This is a genomic window from Streptomyces sp. NBC_01197 (genome assembly GCF_036010505.1).
Classification (GTDB): Bacteria; Actinomycetota; Actinomycetes; order Streptomycetales; family Streptomycetaceae; genus Streptomyces.
In genome coordinates this window covers 1,148,150-1,161,532 of the sequence record NZ_CP108569.1, presented here as the reverse complement: position 1 = coordinate 1,161,532, position 13,383 = coordinate 1,148,150, and the positions used below count along the sequence as shown (strand labels likewise).

Sequence of the window (13,383 nt, the reverse complement as noted above, 5' to 3'; positions counted from 1 at the left end):
ATGAACTAACCAAACTGCTTTGACTTCTTGATGTGGCACTCATGACAAAGAACCAAAAGATTGTCCATCTCCCAGCCGCCTCCCTTGGCGACTGAGATCAAATGGTCAACCTCCAGGTTCTCCCTGGAACCACACCTCTGGCACTTGAAGCCATCCCTGGCAAGCACCTGGGCTCGTAGAGTGTTCCAGTTGCCTGGGCGACTCTGATTCCTGGCTGACTTCCTGTCCCAGCTCTTACGGGCCTGATGCTCTCGGCATCGGCCATCCTGCACAGTGAGGGAGACACAACCAGCTCGCAGGCAGATTGATTTGGCTCTGGGCACTGTGTGCCTCCCCCACTAAGTTGTGCCAGTCAGCACAAGGACAGTGCCTCCTGCGGTGACTGGTCAAGACTCGCCCTGGCTGGGTTCTGATCTAGCAGCCAGGGCTAACTACCTTCTGGAACTCTTTCTCTGGAAAGCCAGAGCTTAAAGGCTCTGGCTACTCAACAGTGGTTCAACAGAAGGAAACTCTTAGTAGAAGCTCCTTAAGGGAGCTTCTTTAGTAACTAACTACTACTTACTCTCTTCTAACTATAGAGTAGCCACTGCGTGGCCTCTTGTCAACTACCTAGGCAGTGATGTAAACTACAGAGAGCCAAGGAGAGTGTTTAGTAGTTACTTACTCTTCTATAAAGGATGTCTGTGTCAACTGCTGAGGTTCTTGACAGATCTTTAGTAGATGTGACTCACATCACATGCTATCCGTGGTTGACTAGAGTCCAGGCGGAAGTTGCCACGGGGCCGAGCTTGAGACTCAGATCACAGATCAATTAGACTTGTCGTCTAGTCCTGTAACCGGTACTGTTTTGTTACAGATGAACGAGGGTTGGGCCAGACAGGGAGGGCCCCGGGGAACACCCTCTCTAAACTGAAGAGGACTTACATCATGACTAGCCTGCCGACAGACAGTGTCATGATCAAACTGTTTCACCTGGGCGTGCCTTACAAGAAGATCGCCCGGACTTACGGGGTGTCCCATCAGGCGGTGAGTAAGCGCATGGTGGGACTGGGATTGAAGCGCCTTCCGGCGGCCGAGGAGGTGTCTGAGCTACTCAACTACCGGTGGGGTGGCATCCTCACGTCGCAGTACGGGAAGTCCCACCACAGCCACCGAGCAGGCAAGAGCCTCAAGCTGTGGCTACGAGCCAAGCTAGGAGATGACGGTCTGTCCGATCTTCAGCGCGAGACGGCAGCTCAGTGGGAGAACCGCATCAGGAGGAAGGGGCTAGTCCTCTGCTACGACAGTACGTCCTCTGCTGGCTGGTCCTACAGGGACAGGAGGCCGGAGGATGGACGCCTGGTGATTGACTGGCCGCCTGAACTGCCCTTCCCTGATGGGGCCTCCAGGAGTCTTCTGGAGCTACCGGACCCTCCATCTTGAGCGTGAGAAAGTTAGACCCCCTGTCAATTGCAGGGGGTCTTTCCGTTTCTAAGGGTTGCCTCATGGTTGCAAGTTCAAGCGTGTGGTCCTGGTCACTAGAACATACGTCTTGCAGTTGTGAAGGATTCGTGTACATTCAGTATCCAAGAGGTACTACTACCTCTGGTCGTAGGCGCAGGGGGGCTCATGAGTCAGGTCGTCAACCCGTCCGAGGCAAGGCGCGATAGAGCAGTCACACTCCTGGAAAACGCTCCGGTCGATCACTGTGAGACCTGGGTGGAGTCAGGGGGGATGTTGATTACGAAAGTTCACACCAAGACCATCGGCTGCTACTACGCGATGACGCTCACAGACTTGATGGATGAAGATGACAAGCTAGAGCTGAAGAGGCTCGAAGAGGAGTTGGGGGGATCCATCAACTACCTCACGGTGGAGATTGACTCGTACAACGGCCCCCACAGACAGTTCCCAGGTAGCACGTCATTCATCTACACAACAGTATACGGAGGCCCAGTTGAGTATTGAGGATCAGCCCAGGAGTGTGAGCCAGACTGAGCAATACGAGAAATGTGCGTATCGCTTCTATCTCCAGCGAGTTGAGCGAGTAGTCCCTAGGCCCGCTGCCTGGTCGACACAGGGAACCGCATTCCACTCCGCAGCAGAGGCTTTCGAGAAGAGCGACCGGACGGCTACAGCGGACGAGATGGTTGATCTGTACTCAGATTTCTTCAGCCGGAAGATTAACGGAGACCTTCAGAAGGAGCCGGATCTGAAACGCTGGCTCACGGCTGGTCCTCCAGCTGGAGAGGACATTGAGGCTCGGTACCGGCTTGGACGGCAGCAAGTCAGGGAGTACGTGGCCTGGTCCACAGAGACACAGCCGAAGATCTGGAAGACCCCTGAGGGCAAGCCGGGGCTGGAGCTGTACTTCAAGGTCGAGATTGGCGGAGTCCAAGTCAGGGGCTACATAGACCAGTTGCCCGAGGAGCCTGACTCGTCAGTGAGGGTCCGAGACCTGAAGACAGGTTCCACCAAGAGCAAGTTCCAGATCAAGACGTACAAGGTGGCCGTAGAGAAGGTCTACGGGGTCCAGGTGAACCGAGGAGACTGGTACTTGGGTAAGACTGGGAAGCTGTCTCCTGTGAAGGGTGTGGACCTCTCAGAGGTCACTGAGGAGGAGGTTGGGGCTCGGTATGCCGCCATGGACGCCGGAGTCAAGGCAGGCAATTTCCCCGCCAACCCTGGCTTCGACTGCCGGTTTTGTGACGTGAGTCATGCGTGCTCTTTTTCTCGCTCTAAAAGTTGACAAGAGGCCAACTCTCAGTCAGACTGAGAACAGAGCAAAGGAGTGAAGCCAGTGAATAGCTGGAATCATGCAGTATCCGCTGCCAAGAAGTGGGGCGGAGAGCCAGAGCACTACTTGCCTATTGAGGAGTTCATTGACTCCTCTAAGAAGGTTTTGGGAGATGCCCGACATCGGTCGATGTACCACCACACTCTTGGGGTGTGGCTGGTCCAGGAGGTGTTTGGCCCAACACTTGATATCCCGAAGGGTACTCCTGGTAGTTCACATACACGTACTGTGAGTGTGCCTACTCGGCTTGTTGCCGAGAGGCACATCATTGAAGACCTGGGTTGGCTTCCTTCCCCGGCTGATTACATCGAGAACATGCCTATTGCTGCTTGGATGTCCGGCTCTAAGCGCAAGGAAGTTCCCCTCTCTCATCTTCTTCTCAACCAGCCCACGGAGGCTTCAGTATGACGACTAATTTCCTCGGTATTCCTGTCTCTGGCGAGATCCATGGGGGTTCAACCCGAGTAGAGCAGAAGCCGGTAGAGGATCTGGCACCTCTCCTCCAGTCGCTGATTGATGACCCGACTATTGTTGAATTCGGGTGGACTCAGTACACTCCCTATTTCAATGATGGAGATACATGCGAGTTCAGCGTCAATGGCATGTGGGTTCGTACCGCTTCTGAGGTTGATGGTGTGGACGAGTATGGGGAGGAGTTCGAGCCCACTTACAATCTTGACATCTTTTATCACCCGAGCCTTGGCAAGGTAGTGAGTGATTGGGATGCAGAGGCTCGGGAATACGTGAACAGCCGCTACGAGGGGCCAGATGAGGACCGGTACAACCGGGTCCAGGAGCTTGACGGTGCTATCCAGTCTGGGGCCTATGAGAATGCCCTCCTGGATGCTTTTGGGGACCATGCGCTAGTGACTGTTCGTAATACTGGTATTGAAGTTGAGTACTACAGCCACGACTGATGTGTTTGCTGCTGATTTCATCGATCCGGAGGTACAGGCATGAGCGACGATCCGACCAGATCGCCTGACTGGTGCTGGACACACAATTGCCACCGTTCTGCATGTCCCGGTGGACACTGATTTTTATTTGCTCAAGGAGTTGACAAGAGGCCATGGGGCCTGGTTTGGTTTAAGCCAGGCCCCTTCACTGAAGGAGTGAAATGTATAGCTTGGCTCAATCAGTACGCATCAAGGGTGCTGCTGGTGAACCAATCCCTAATCCATCCAAGGCACTTCAAAAGCTGGACGTTGAGTTCCGGCGCGGAGAGTTCTCTCTGTGCTCTGCTGGCCCTGGCACAGGAAAGTCTCTCTTCGCCCTGAATTTGGCTCTGTTCGGGAGTATGCCTAGCATCTACTGGTCTGCGGACTCAAATGCTGCTACACAGCTCTCCAGGGCCACAGCCATCATCACTGGGGACAGCGTTAAGTCCATCAAGGCGAAGCTCCTCTCTGATGACTTTGGGGAGTATGAGAGGGTCCTTGGTGAGCGCTGGTGGATTCGCTTTAACTACGATGCGACTCCAAGTCCAGCTGATATGGAGCGAGACCTCGCGACGTACTTTGAGGTCTTCGGGTGCTACCCGCATCTCTGCGTCGTGGATAACATCACCAACGTTGATATTGGCGGAAGCCCTGACGCCGAGTCATTTACCTTTGGCCTTGAGGGCATGTGTGAGTACCTGAACGACATGGCTCGGGAGACTCAGTCCCATGTAATGGCACTTCACCATGTGGTTGGTGAGTACTCAGATGGTCTTAAGCCGATCCCGCTGTCTGGTGTGAAGGGCAAGATTGGGCGCGTCCCAAGCCTCATCCTCACCATCCATCGTGAGCAGGATGACGAGATGGGGGGCAACCAGATTCTGAATGTGAGCCCTGTCAAGAACCGTGAAGGCGTTGTGGATGCCTCTGGGGGCACCTTTGCCGCTCTAGAGCTGGACAGTCAGTCACTCCGGCTGACTGACGTAGTGGACATCAGTGGCACCAATTTCTAAGGAGTCTGTATGACCATCAAGGTTGGCTCGAAGCTGGAGAGCATCAACTTCCCTGTCCAGGGGGACGTTGTGTATGGGCCCTACGAGGGCTCTGAGTCCCGAGAGAAGGTGCTGGTCAAGCTCACTACTGGTGGGTGCTCAGGACAGACTGTTGAGTGGGACATGGCGGAGGTTGAGGAGCTTCCCCGGTTCACCTTGAACCGGGTTGTGTTGTGGAGTGGCTTTGAAGCGGTTGTGAAGTCTGGCCCGTTCAAGTGGGGTGGGCTCTCCAAGTGGGTCGTGGAGCAGGATGGGGACTCCTACCTGGTCTTTGAAGATGAACTGTCCACCGAGTGACCTGGATCACTACACATCTCCTTCACAAATAAGTTGCCAAGAGGCCACGAGAGGCGCATACTTAGACCATGAAGAGCAAAGGGAACGTTGGCTTCGGGCTTCAGATGGACATCCAGGGGAATGAAGCAGTGGTACTCCTTCGAATAACTAACCCCCGTACGCTGAATGTCAAGAAGCTTGGTGAGGTGCTGGTCCGCTTCTTGACTGGGGGATACAAGACCCTGATTCTCGATCAGGGCAAGGTAGGCAAGGCCAAGTTGAAGCTCCTTGACTTCCTCGGTCAGCTCCAGTCCATGATGCAGAACAAGCGTTTTTTGCAGTGTGAAAAGTTGATTAGAGGTCACTATGGTCGCCTCTAAAACCCGGCAGTGCACAAAGTGCCTGAAGAACAGGGCCGCTAAGTTCTTCTCTGGCCCCCGAGGGCGCATCTGTAGCTCTTGCTCCAAGAAGTCTCGCTCTAAGGCTTCTCACGCCAACAGGGTTGAAGAGACCTACGGACTGCTCAAGGGCGAGTACGAGAAGTTGATTGAGGCTCAGGGAGGCGTCTGTGCTATCTGCGGACAGTCACGGAATTACCGACTGAATCTAGACCACTCCCACAAGACGGGCCTGCTCCGTGGTGGTTGTTGCCGTCTTTGTAACGGGCGACTTCTCACGGCAGCTAGAGACAACCCCGCCGTTCTGAGAGCTGCTGCTGACTACCTGGAGAATCCTCCAGCGATACGAATTCTTGGGCCCCGGCTTCACAAAGACTTTCGAGAGGATTCCTGATGTACTCCGATTCCCGTGAGGTTATGGGCGACCGTCGAGACTGGCTCATGGTTCACCGCAAGTACAACTTCCCGGTTGAGGTCTTCAAGGTTAATGAGGAGGGTGTAAAGGAGCTGGTCCGAGTTGAGCAGTGAGAAGCCCCCTATTGCAGACGTTCTGGACCATTTCTACGGTCTGGAGATCTATCCATCCAAGTATTGGATCAAGATTCTCTGCCCCCTTCATGCTGAAGAGCGGCCTAGCGCCTCTGTTAATACCAGTGTCAATCGCTGGAAATGCCATGCATGTGATGTCTCAGAGGACTCGTACTCAGTCATCATGAGGGAGGAAGGACTTACATTCCGTGAAGCAGTCGAATGGGCAAATGCCCGGTTCAGTGGAAGCAGCGAAGACGTACTGGGAGCAGTTCAAGGGGAGCCCAGCGGATCTGTACCTTCAGGCCCGAGGACTGGAAGAGGGCGTAAGCACTCACCTCCCCGGATTCGTAGGTTCGGCGAGAACGGGCCATGAGAGGTACCGAGACCATCTTGTAATCCCGTATCTCCGCCCGGCTGGCTCGAAGTTCACAGCTACTATTCGATTCCGCTGTGTGCGGGATGAGTGCGTAAAGGACATAGATGGCAGTTACTTCTTTCTCAAGGGAGAGAAGGAACAGCATGAGCAGCACAGCAAGTACCAGTCTCTTCCTGGTGACAAACCGAGGCTGTACAACACAAGTGCCCTGATCCAGCCTAGTGCCTATGTCGCCATCGCTGAGGGTGAGTTCAGTGCCTGGGCGGTTGAGCTGGACGGAGTTCCCACAGCTGCTGTCCAGGGTGTGAGCGCCTGGAAGGACCACTTCGACAATTCCTTTGCGGGCTACGAGAAGGTGTTCATCCTGGGGGATGGGGATGAGGCTGGCAGGAAGATGACAGAGAAGCTGGCTGAGCGTCTTCCTAATGGAGTCCCTATAGATCTCCCTGACGGAGAAGACCCTGACTCTCTTCGTCGTTCATATGGCCCTGGATTTATTCGCCAACTGCTTGGATTGGATAGCTGATGAGCGAGTTCTCAGTGGGTGACCGTGTAGTGGTTACTAGTGATGAGTCAACTGTGATGGGTCAGCGTGGCGTAATCTCGGAGCTCGATGACTTCGGAGTGAAGCTTATCCTTGATGGTGGAGAGTATTGGTGGACCGATATTTTCTTCCTGACTCTTGAGTCGGAGTATGAGGTTCTGTCAGCACCGCCTCTTTCTGTTGAGACAGAAGTTGCAAAGAGGCCGGATGTGGTAAATCATCCCAGCCACTACACGTCTCACCCCTCTGGGATTGAGTGCAAGGACATTGTGGGGCACTACCCCTTTTTTGTTGGCTCAGCAATCAAGTACCTCTGGCGTGCTGGCCTGAAGACTGAGGATGCTGTCACTGATCTCCGTAAGGCCATTCAGAATATTGAGTTCGAGATCGAGCGACTGGAGAACTCTTGAAGACCTATTGCTTTGTCAGTGACCTACAAATGCCATTCCACGATAGGAAGTCCTGGAAGGCGGTCCTGAATTACATTAAGGATCAGCAGCCGGATGAGGTAGTGAACATTGGGGATGTCACTGACTACCCTCAGCCTTCTCGCTGGACTGAGGGCACCAAGGCCGAGTTTGAAGGCGGTGCACTCAAGGATGCTGAGTACACCCGCCGTTACTACTGTGCGGCTCTCAGGGCCGTATACAGCGGCCCCTCTTCGCTTATCAAGAGCAACCATGGTCTGAGGCCCGCTCAGTACTTCGCTAAGAAGGCTCCGGCCCTCCTGGACGACGAACACGGGAACCCCTTCACGGAGGACAAGCTCCTACGGCTGGATGAGTGGGGCATTGACTTCCATGAGGACTTCTATGACTTTGCCCCTGGCTGGACAGCTACTCATGGGCACCTGGGCTTCAGCCTGAGCCGCTATGCGGGCGGGACAGCTATTGGTGCGGCTCGAAAGATTGGTAAGTCAGTGGTCTGTGGCCACACACATAAGGCTGGTCTGATCTCTGAGTCTCGGGGCTATAAGGGCAAGGTTGAGACCATCACTGGTCTTGAGATCGGGAACCTTATGGAGATGAACCAGGCTGCCTACTTGAAGTACGGAGCTGCTAACTGGCAGCAGGCTTTTGGGATTGTTCGGGTGGATGGTAAGAAGTCCTACCCTGAGCTGGTGATGCTGAATGGCCATGAGTTTACAGTGAATGGGGAGAAGTACAGTGCCTAGAATCTTTGAGCCTATTTACCTTGAGGTCCCTATGGACCTGGAGTCACTTGCTGAAACTATGGCTTCCAATATGAAGTACGAACAGCTCGTCGCCTTTATTCGGGATGTTGCTGGACACATTGCTGACAGTGAATTTGATGACCAGGTCATTGCGGCTATCAAGGAGGACATGGGTGGCTAAGCGACGCAAGACCCCAGACAAGCGTTTCCGTGAAGGAGACAAGGTGTGCCTAGTAACAGAAGGGGAGCTGTTGTTTGAGCTGATCTCCAATGACTGCTCCCACTGTGGAACACACGAGCGTGGACGTTGGACTATTGATGGTCTCTTCTACCTCGGAGACGAAGACCTGGAAAGCCTGGAGAGTGCATGAGCGATACTGAAATTGACTGGGTTCCACTCATCGAGATTGCCGGTAAGGTAGCTCGTGAGATTGCTGATAAGTGGTCTGTGGTTGAGGCAGACGATGTGAAGCAGGAAATCCTCACTCACCTGATGACTGAGAAGCACATTCTGTCTCGGTACACAGACGATGAGGATCTTCTCCGTAAGGTCTGCTGGAACGCTGGTAAGCGCTATGCAGCTAAGGAGCGAAACCACTTTGACCTCATGGACGACCAGTACTACTACACCCCTGAAGAGGTTCGTGTAGCTCTGAGGTCTTTCACCTATACCGATGATGAAATCGGTCAGCTCATGGGCAAGAAGGATGACCTAACCCGCTGCCGTATCTCGGATAACATTCTGACTGCCAGGGCTGACGCCTCTAAGGCCATTCCTAAGCTGAATGAGCGTCATCAGGAGGCGCTTCAGCGGGTCTTCATCTATGGCATCCCTGCTAAGGACCAGTCGGAGGAACGGGCTGCTTACCGAGCTGTAGACACCCTGGCCAAGATTATGAATCGGAATGCAAGGACTGGTCGTTAATGGAGATTCAGCTCTCAATGTTGCTGTTTGGCAGTGACTACAAAGCCAGTGTCGTGTTTGGTGGTGAGTCTGATCTCACTTATCTCCGATTTGGTACCCCTGATTTCATGGACTTTGAGCACAACTTTAGCGCTGAGGACCTGGATACGTTTATCTCAATGCTCAGCTATGCCCGCAGCTCTAAGAAGGAGAATGCATGACAGGCTTTGCCACCGAGACTGCTAAGACCGTTTTCTATCGGACGTACAGCCGTACTAAGCCTGATGGCTCTCAGGAGAGTTGGTCGGATACAGTCCGGCGAGTTGTTGACGGGAATCTCAAGCTTGTGCCCTCTCGCTACATTGAAGAGGGGGAGCGTGAGGCCCTGATTGAGATGATTGAGAGCTTCAAGGTTTTGCCTGCTGGACGGCATCTGAAGTCCTCTGGCGTCAATGACTTCGCTCTCAACAACTGCTGGGCTGCTGGCTGGGATTCAGCGAAGCCGGAGGAGCACTTCACCTTCACCCTTCTCCGACTGGCAGAGGGCGGGGGAGTAGGAGCCAACTACTCGGCTCGGTACTTTGAGGACTTCCCTCCAGTCCAGGTCCCGGTTCAGGTCCACATCGTCTGTGACCCTGAGCACCAGGACTACACAGACATGGTTGAGGCTGGTCTCATCTCCCATGAGTACAGTCATGAGTGGTACGGAAGTTATGACGTTTTCGATTCCCGTGAAGGTTGGGCCGCAGCCCTTGGTGATCTGATTCAGACTGCCCACGACCCCAAGACACGTCACCAGGAGCGTGTCTATGACGTGAGCCGTGTCCGGCCTAAGGGAGCTGTACTCAAGAGCTTTGGCGGTACTGCTTCAGGCCCGGCTCCTTTTGCACAGATGATGTACGAGGTAGGGGAGATCTTTGCGGGTATTGTCAGAAACTGTGGTGGACCTGAGCCTCTAACTGGTCTTGAGGCTATGGAGATTGATCACTCCATTGCTCAGTGCATTGTCTCTGGTGGTGTCCGTCGCTCTGCTCGCATGTCCATCATGCTTTGGGATGACCCGCTTATTTTCGAGTTCATCAACATCAAGAAGAACGGCGGGCATTGGACAACCAACATCTCTGTTGAGGTGGATGCTCGATTCTTTGAGATGCGAGACAAGTATCATGGGGGCTATGCGTATGAAGTCCTCCAGGCCATTGCTGAGGGGATGCTCCACAACGGAGAGCCTGGTGTCTGGAACTCAGCTCTGACGGCTGATGGAGAGGTGGACGGTACCTACACCACCAACCCCTGTGGAGAGGCCACTCTCACTCCCTGGGAGCCCTGCAATCTTGGCTCTGTGAACCTGGGGGCTTTCGTTGACCACATTGGTGGGGTTGACGCCATTGGGCTTGGCAAGGCACACAGGCTCATCACTCGGTATCTGATTCGAGCCACTTTCGCTGAGGTGGCTGACCCCAAGTCCGCTGAGGCTATTGCCCGTTACCGTCGTATCGGTGTTGGGCACCTTGGCTTCGCTGACTACCTGGCTAAGCAAGGTCTTCTCTACTCTCAGGCATGGGAGGATCACCGCTTGATTGAAGAGCTGGAAGACATGGCCGCTGCTGTTGACAAGGCAGCTAGTGAGTACTGCAACCAGCTTCGTATCCCTGTCCCGATCAAGAAGCGTGTGATTGCTCCTACTGGGACTACCTCTAAGCTCGCTGGTGTTTCTGGCGAGGCTGTACACGCTCCATTTGCCGCCTACTTCATTCGGCGCATCCGGTTCTCTGCTGTAGAGCCTTCTGAGATTGCTCAGGTAGAGGAGTACCGACGACAGGGTTACCAAGTAGAGCCCTGTCAGTACGCCGCTAACACGATGGTGGTAGAGATACCCACCAAGGACAGCCTGTTGGATCAGATGGAGTTCCCTGAGTACTTCCAGAGTGCTGGGGACCTGACGATTCGAGACATGCTCTCTGTGCAGGCTCTGTATCAGGATGCTTGGGCGGACCAGGCAGTGAGCTACACAGTGAATGTTGACCCTGGGCAGTACTCCGTTGATGAACTCTCGCGGCTCCTCACTGAGTTCCTGCCTGTTCTCAAGGGGACTACGGTCTTCCCTGAGATGTCTATGCCGCAAAGTCCGTATGAGCGCATCTCTGAGGCTGAGTACCGTCTCCGAGCTGCTGAGGTAGGCATTGAGGTCACAGACACTGGCTTCGATGAGATCTGCGCTTCGGGAGCCTGCCCTATTTGATGTGAGCCAGTTCACTTGCTTTAAAAGTTGCGAAGAGGCCAGAAAGCCTGCATACTTAAACCAGGAGGTAAGCACATGACTGCTGAAGACCCGTTCGACCCGTTTGGAACTACCTCCCCTTGGGAGTCCCACGAAGCTGCTAACAACGCTCAGGAGCCGCCTGTGACCACTCCGATTGCTTCTTCTCCTAACCCCTTCAAGATTGGCATGACCCTTAAGGCTGCTGCTGGCTACGATGCGGAGTGGTTCACCCCCACTGTTTATGGGGCTAGTGCAGAGCAGACTGCACGGGATGCTAAGGCACTTGTTGCAGCCATGAAGAACGAGGGGCTTATTGAGCTGGTTTCCCGAGCCGCTGATTATGTTCGTTCCACCTATAACCCTGGTACTCCGAGTACTCCGGTTGCCCAGCCCACTTTCCAGAATGGTCAGGTAGTTCATCAGCCGGTTGCACAGGCTCCTGTGGCCGCTGGAGGTGGCTATACATGTGCTCATGGGAACCGGAATTACAAGAACGGTGGCTCTTGGGAGGCTCAGTTCTGTGGTGCCCCTCAGGGCACTCCCAAGGACCAGCAGTGTGCCCCACTGTGGAAGGACAAGAAGACAGGCGAGTTCAAGTAACCGCTAAAAGTTGCTAAGAGGTCAGAACCGGGGGCCAGGCAATACGGCCTGGCCCCTTAGCCCTCCGGCATGGGAGATCAATTGAATGTCAAGTCAGCGAAGATCCTCGTTCTGAGCAGTGCAGTTCTGGTTCTTGGTGGTGCTGTGGCTGTTGCTGTGCCAGAGCCTGTAAAGCCGGTAGTGAAGAGGGTTCCTGTTCCAGGACCCACAGTTACTCAGGTTGAGGTCTCCCCAACTCCTGTCCCTGGCCCAACAGTTACCAAGAAGGTTCCTGGCCCAGGGTCACAGTCCGAGTGACTGTCCAGGCAGCTACTCGGGACTACAAGCGCAAGAAGGTCACTGCTCTTCCTTGGGGCTCAGTACAGAACCAGGCCCGAGCAGTCTTCGGCTCTCAGTATGGCTGTGCAGCCTCTCTGATCTCTCACGAGTCGGGCTGGAGGGTTTCTGCCACCAATCCCTCCTCAGGCGCTTACGGGCTGCCTCAGAGCCTTCCTGGCTCAAAGATGGCGTCTGCTGGAAGTGACTGGCGAACTAACGCCACTACTCAGCTCCGTTGGATGAGGAGCTATGTGAACAGCCGCTACGGCGGCGCCTGTTCTGCCTGGTCCTACTGGACTACTCACCACAACTACTGAGGAGCTACTTTGAAGGTCTCTGTTCTTGCTGAAACCGTCGTAGACGTTCTACCCATGTGGGATGCGTATGGGTACGAAATGGGACCACTCAGCTCTGAAAACACCACGGGAGCGGATGGTCTGGTAGAAGGTGCCGGGCGCCTTTGCTACAAGAGCTTCAACCGCCCTAACCCTGCTACGGCCACCAATGAGGGCTACCTCAGCAACATCCTGAGTCAGCAGCACTTCTCAGTGCTTGAGCACGCCTCGGTGACCTTCTTGGTTCGAGATGTCTCCCGAGCCCTTCTGACTGAGCTGACTCGTCACCGACACCTCTCCTTTTCCGTGGTCTCTCAGCGCTATGTGGACTACTCGAAGACCGAGCCTGTTATTCCCCCTGCTATTAAGAACACGGACTTCCCTGAGGGTCTGGTCTATGAGGTGTACGAGGTTGCCGTAGCGACATACGAACATCTGGTTCAGAACCTGACGGAACGGGGCTTTACTCGTAAGCAGGCCCGTGAGGCTGCTCGTTCTGTTCTCCCCAATGCAGCTCCTGTGGACATGGTGGTTACAGGGAACCTGAGGGCTTGGCGAGACACACTCCAGAAGCGTCACTCAGTCCATGCAGATGCAGAGCTTCAGAAGTTCGCTCACAAGGTTCTCATGCATCTCAAGGAGATTGCTCCGAACTCGTTCTCTGACATACCGGATGAGCCCTATGGAAGTGGTGAGAAGTGAACTACACCGAGAAGTATGAGGTTCGTAAGCACGAAGGATTTCGTTACGTCGCTCTTCATCAGTTTGATGACGAGACAGATGCAATCGAGTACATGGATCTCATGGCAAAGGGCTCCGGTTGCTGGCATGTGATCCGGGTCATGGAAGTAACTGTGTCGAGTGTCATTAAGGCGTAGGTCAACTCAACAGGGGGAGG

At 54.3% G+C, this 13,383-nt stretch carries 21 protein-coding genes and 1 pseudogene; 21 read left to right on the top strand and 1 reads right to left on the bottom strand.

Features of this window, described 5'->3' with window-relative positions:
- Positions 1–5 precede the first annotated feature (5 nt).
- A complete protein-coding gene (locus tag OG452_RS35345; protein WP_442809954.1) occupies positions 6–167 on the bottom strand; it encodes an HNH endonuclease in 162 nt (53 codons plus the stop codon).
- Between the two features lie 760 nt (positions 168–927).
- On the opposite strand from OG452_RS35345, the gene OG452_RS05265 reads away from it, so the two are divergent.
- From OG452_RS05265 to OG452_RS05170, 21 genes and pseudogenes are all read left to right on the top strand, one after another.
- Positions 928–1,422: a hypothetical protein gene (locus OG452_RS05265; protein ID WP_327294444.1), complete on the top strand. Its 495-nt coding sequence runs from the start codon at positions 928–930 to the stop codon at positions 1,420–1,422.
- Positions 1,423–1,608: 186 nt separating this feature from the next.
- Entirely contained in the window at positions 1,609–1,947 is a 339-nt protein-coding gene (locus OG452_RS05260; protein ID WP_327294443.1) for a hypothetical protein, read from the top strand.
- The gene (locus tag OG452_RS05255) at positions 1,937–2,728 is read left to right on the top strand and encodes a RecB family exonuclease (protein WP_327294442.1); all 792 of its coding nucleotides are present in this window, start codon (positions 1,937–1,939) and stop codon (positions 2,726–2,728) included. Before OG452_RS05260 ends, OG452_RS05255 begins: the two co-directional genes overlap by 11 nt.
- A gap of 51 nt (positions 2,729–2,779) precedes the next feature.
- Positions 2,780–3,184 (top strand): DUF6915 family protein, encoded by a 405-nt coding sequence (locus OG452_RS05250; protein ID WP_327294441.1) that lies wholly within the window; start codon positions 2,780–2,782, stop codon positions 3,182–3,184.
- A complete protein-coding gene (locus OG452_RS05245; protein ID WP_327294440.1) occupies positions 3,181–3,693 on the top strand; it encodes a hypothetical protein in 513 nt (170 codons plus the stop codon). Before OG452_RS05250 ends, OG452_RS05245 begins: the two co-directional genes overlap by 4 nt.
- A gap of 200 nt (positions 3,694–3,893) precedes the next feature.
- Positions 3,894–4,727 carry an AAA family ATPase gene (locus OG452_RS05240; RefSeq protein WP_442809953.1) on the top strand — a complete coding sequence of 278 codons (834 nt, stop codon included), beginning with the start codon at positions 3,894–3,896 and terminating at the stop codon, positions 4,725–4,727.
- A 9-nt stretch (positions 4,728–4,736) separates the two neighbouring features.
- Positions 4,737–5,063 carry a hypothetical protein gene (locus tag OG452_RS05235; RefSeq protein ID WP_327294438.1) on the top strand — a complete coding sequence of 109 codons (327 nt, stop codon included), beginning with the start codon at positions 4,737–4,739 and terminating at the stop codon, positions 5,061–5,063.
- 68 nt (positions 5,064–5,131) lie between these two features.
- Positions 5,132–5,422, top strand: coding sequence for a hypothetical protein (locus tag OG452_RS05230; protein WP_327294437.1), 291 nt, complete (start codon positions 5,132–5,134; stop codon positions 5,420–5,422).
- Complete coding sequence (locus OG452_RS05225) at positions 5,409–5,834, top strand: endonuclease domain-containing protein (protein ID WP_327294436.1); 426 nt, start codon at positions 5,409–5,411, stop codon at positions 5,832–5,834. Before OG452_RS05230 ends, OG452_RS05225 begins: the two co-directional genes overlap by 14 nt.
- Positions 5,834–5,968, top strand: coding sequence for a hypothetical protein (locus OG452_RS05220; RefSeq protein WP_327294435.1), 135 nt, complete (start codon positions 5,834–5,836; stop codon positions 5,966–5,968). Before OG452_RS05225 ends, OG452_RS05220 begins: the two co-directional genes overlap by 1 nt.
- A pseudogene (locus tag OG452_RS35340) lies at positions 5,958–6,146 on the top strand (CHC2 zinc finger domain-containing protein); the annotation flags it as partial. The gene OG452_RS05220 and the pseudogene OG452_RS35340, both read left to right, overlap by 11 nt.
- A gap of 31 nt (positions 6,147–6,177) precedes the next feature.
- Entirely contained in the window at positions 6,178–6,873 is a 696-nt protein-coding gene (locus tag OG452_RS05215) for a toprim domain-containing protein (protein WP_327294434.1), read from the top strand.
- Entirely contained in the window at positions 6,873–7,301 is a 429-nt protein-coding gene (locus tag OG452_RS05210) for a DUF3310 domain-containing protein (RefSeq protein WP_327294433.1), read from the top strand. Before OG452_RS05215 ends, OG452_RS05210 begins: the two co-directional genes overlap by 1 nt.
- A 29-nt stretch (positions 7,302–7,330) precedes the next feature.
- The gene (locus OG452_RS05205; protein ID WP_327294432.1) at positions 7,331–8,065 is read left to right on the top strand and encodes a hypothetical protein; all 735 of its coding nucleotides are present in this window, start codon (positions 7,331–7,333) and stop codon (positions 8,063–8,065) included.
- Positions 8,066–8,096: 31 nt separating this feature from the next.
- Positions 8,097–8,246: a hypothetical protein gene (locus OG452_RS05200; protein ID WP_327294431.1), complete on the top strand. Its 150-nt coding sequence runs from the start codon at positions 8,097–8,099 to the stop codon at positions 8,244–8,246.
- Positions 8,247–8,432: 186 nt separating this feature from the next.
- Positions 8,433–8,990 carry a hypothetical protein gene (locus tag OG452_RS05195; protein WP_327294430.1) on the top strand — a complete coding sequence of 186 codons (558 nt, stop codon included), beginning with the start codon at positions 8,433–8,435 and terminating at the stop codon, positions 8,988–8,990.
- A complete protein-coding gene (locus tag OG452_RS05190; protein ID WP_327294429.1) occupies positions 8,990–9,190 on the top strand; it encodes a hypothetical protein in 201 nt (66 codons plus the stop codon). The genes OG452_RS05195 and OG452_RS05190 overlap by 1 nt, the downstream gene beginning before the upstream one ends.
- The gene (gene nrdJ, locus OG452_RS05185; RefSeq protein ID WP_327294428.1) at positions 9,187–11,211 is read left to right on the top strand and encodes a ribonucleoside-triphosphate reductase, adenosylcobalamin-dependent; all 2,025 of its coding nucleotides are present in this window, start codon (positions 9,187–9,189) and stop codon (positions 11,209–11,211) included. Before OG452_RS05190 ends, nrdJ begins: the two co-directional genes overlap by 4 nt.
- Positions 11,212–11,286: 75 nt before the next feature.
- On the top strand, positions 11,287–11,832 hold the full coding sequence (locus OG452_RS05180) for a hypothetical protein (RefSeq protein ID WP_327294427.1): 546 nt from the start codon (positions 11,287–11,289) through the stop codon (positions 11,830–11,832).
- Between the two features lie 644 nt (positions 11,833–12,476).
- The gene (gene thyX / locus OG452_RS05175; RefSeq protein ID WP_327294426.1) at positions 12,477–13,187 is read left to right on the top strand and encodes an FAD-dependent thymidylate synthase; all 711 of its coding nucleotides are present in this window, start codon (positions 12,477–12,479) and stop codon (positions 13,185–13,187) included.
- Positions 13,184–13,363 carry a hypothetical protein gene (locus OG452_RS05170; protein ID WP_327294425.1) on the top strand — a complete coding sequence of 60 codons (180 nt, stop codon included), beginning with the start codon at positions 13,184–13,186 and terminating at the stop codon, positions 13,361–13,363. Before thyX ends, OG452_RS05170 begins: the two co-directional genes overlap by 4 nt.
- Positions 13,364–13,383: the final 20 nt, after the last annotated feature.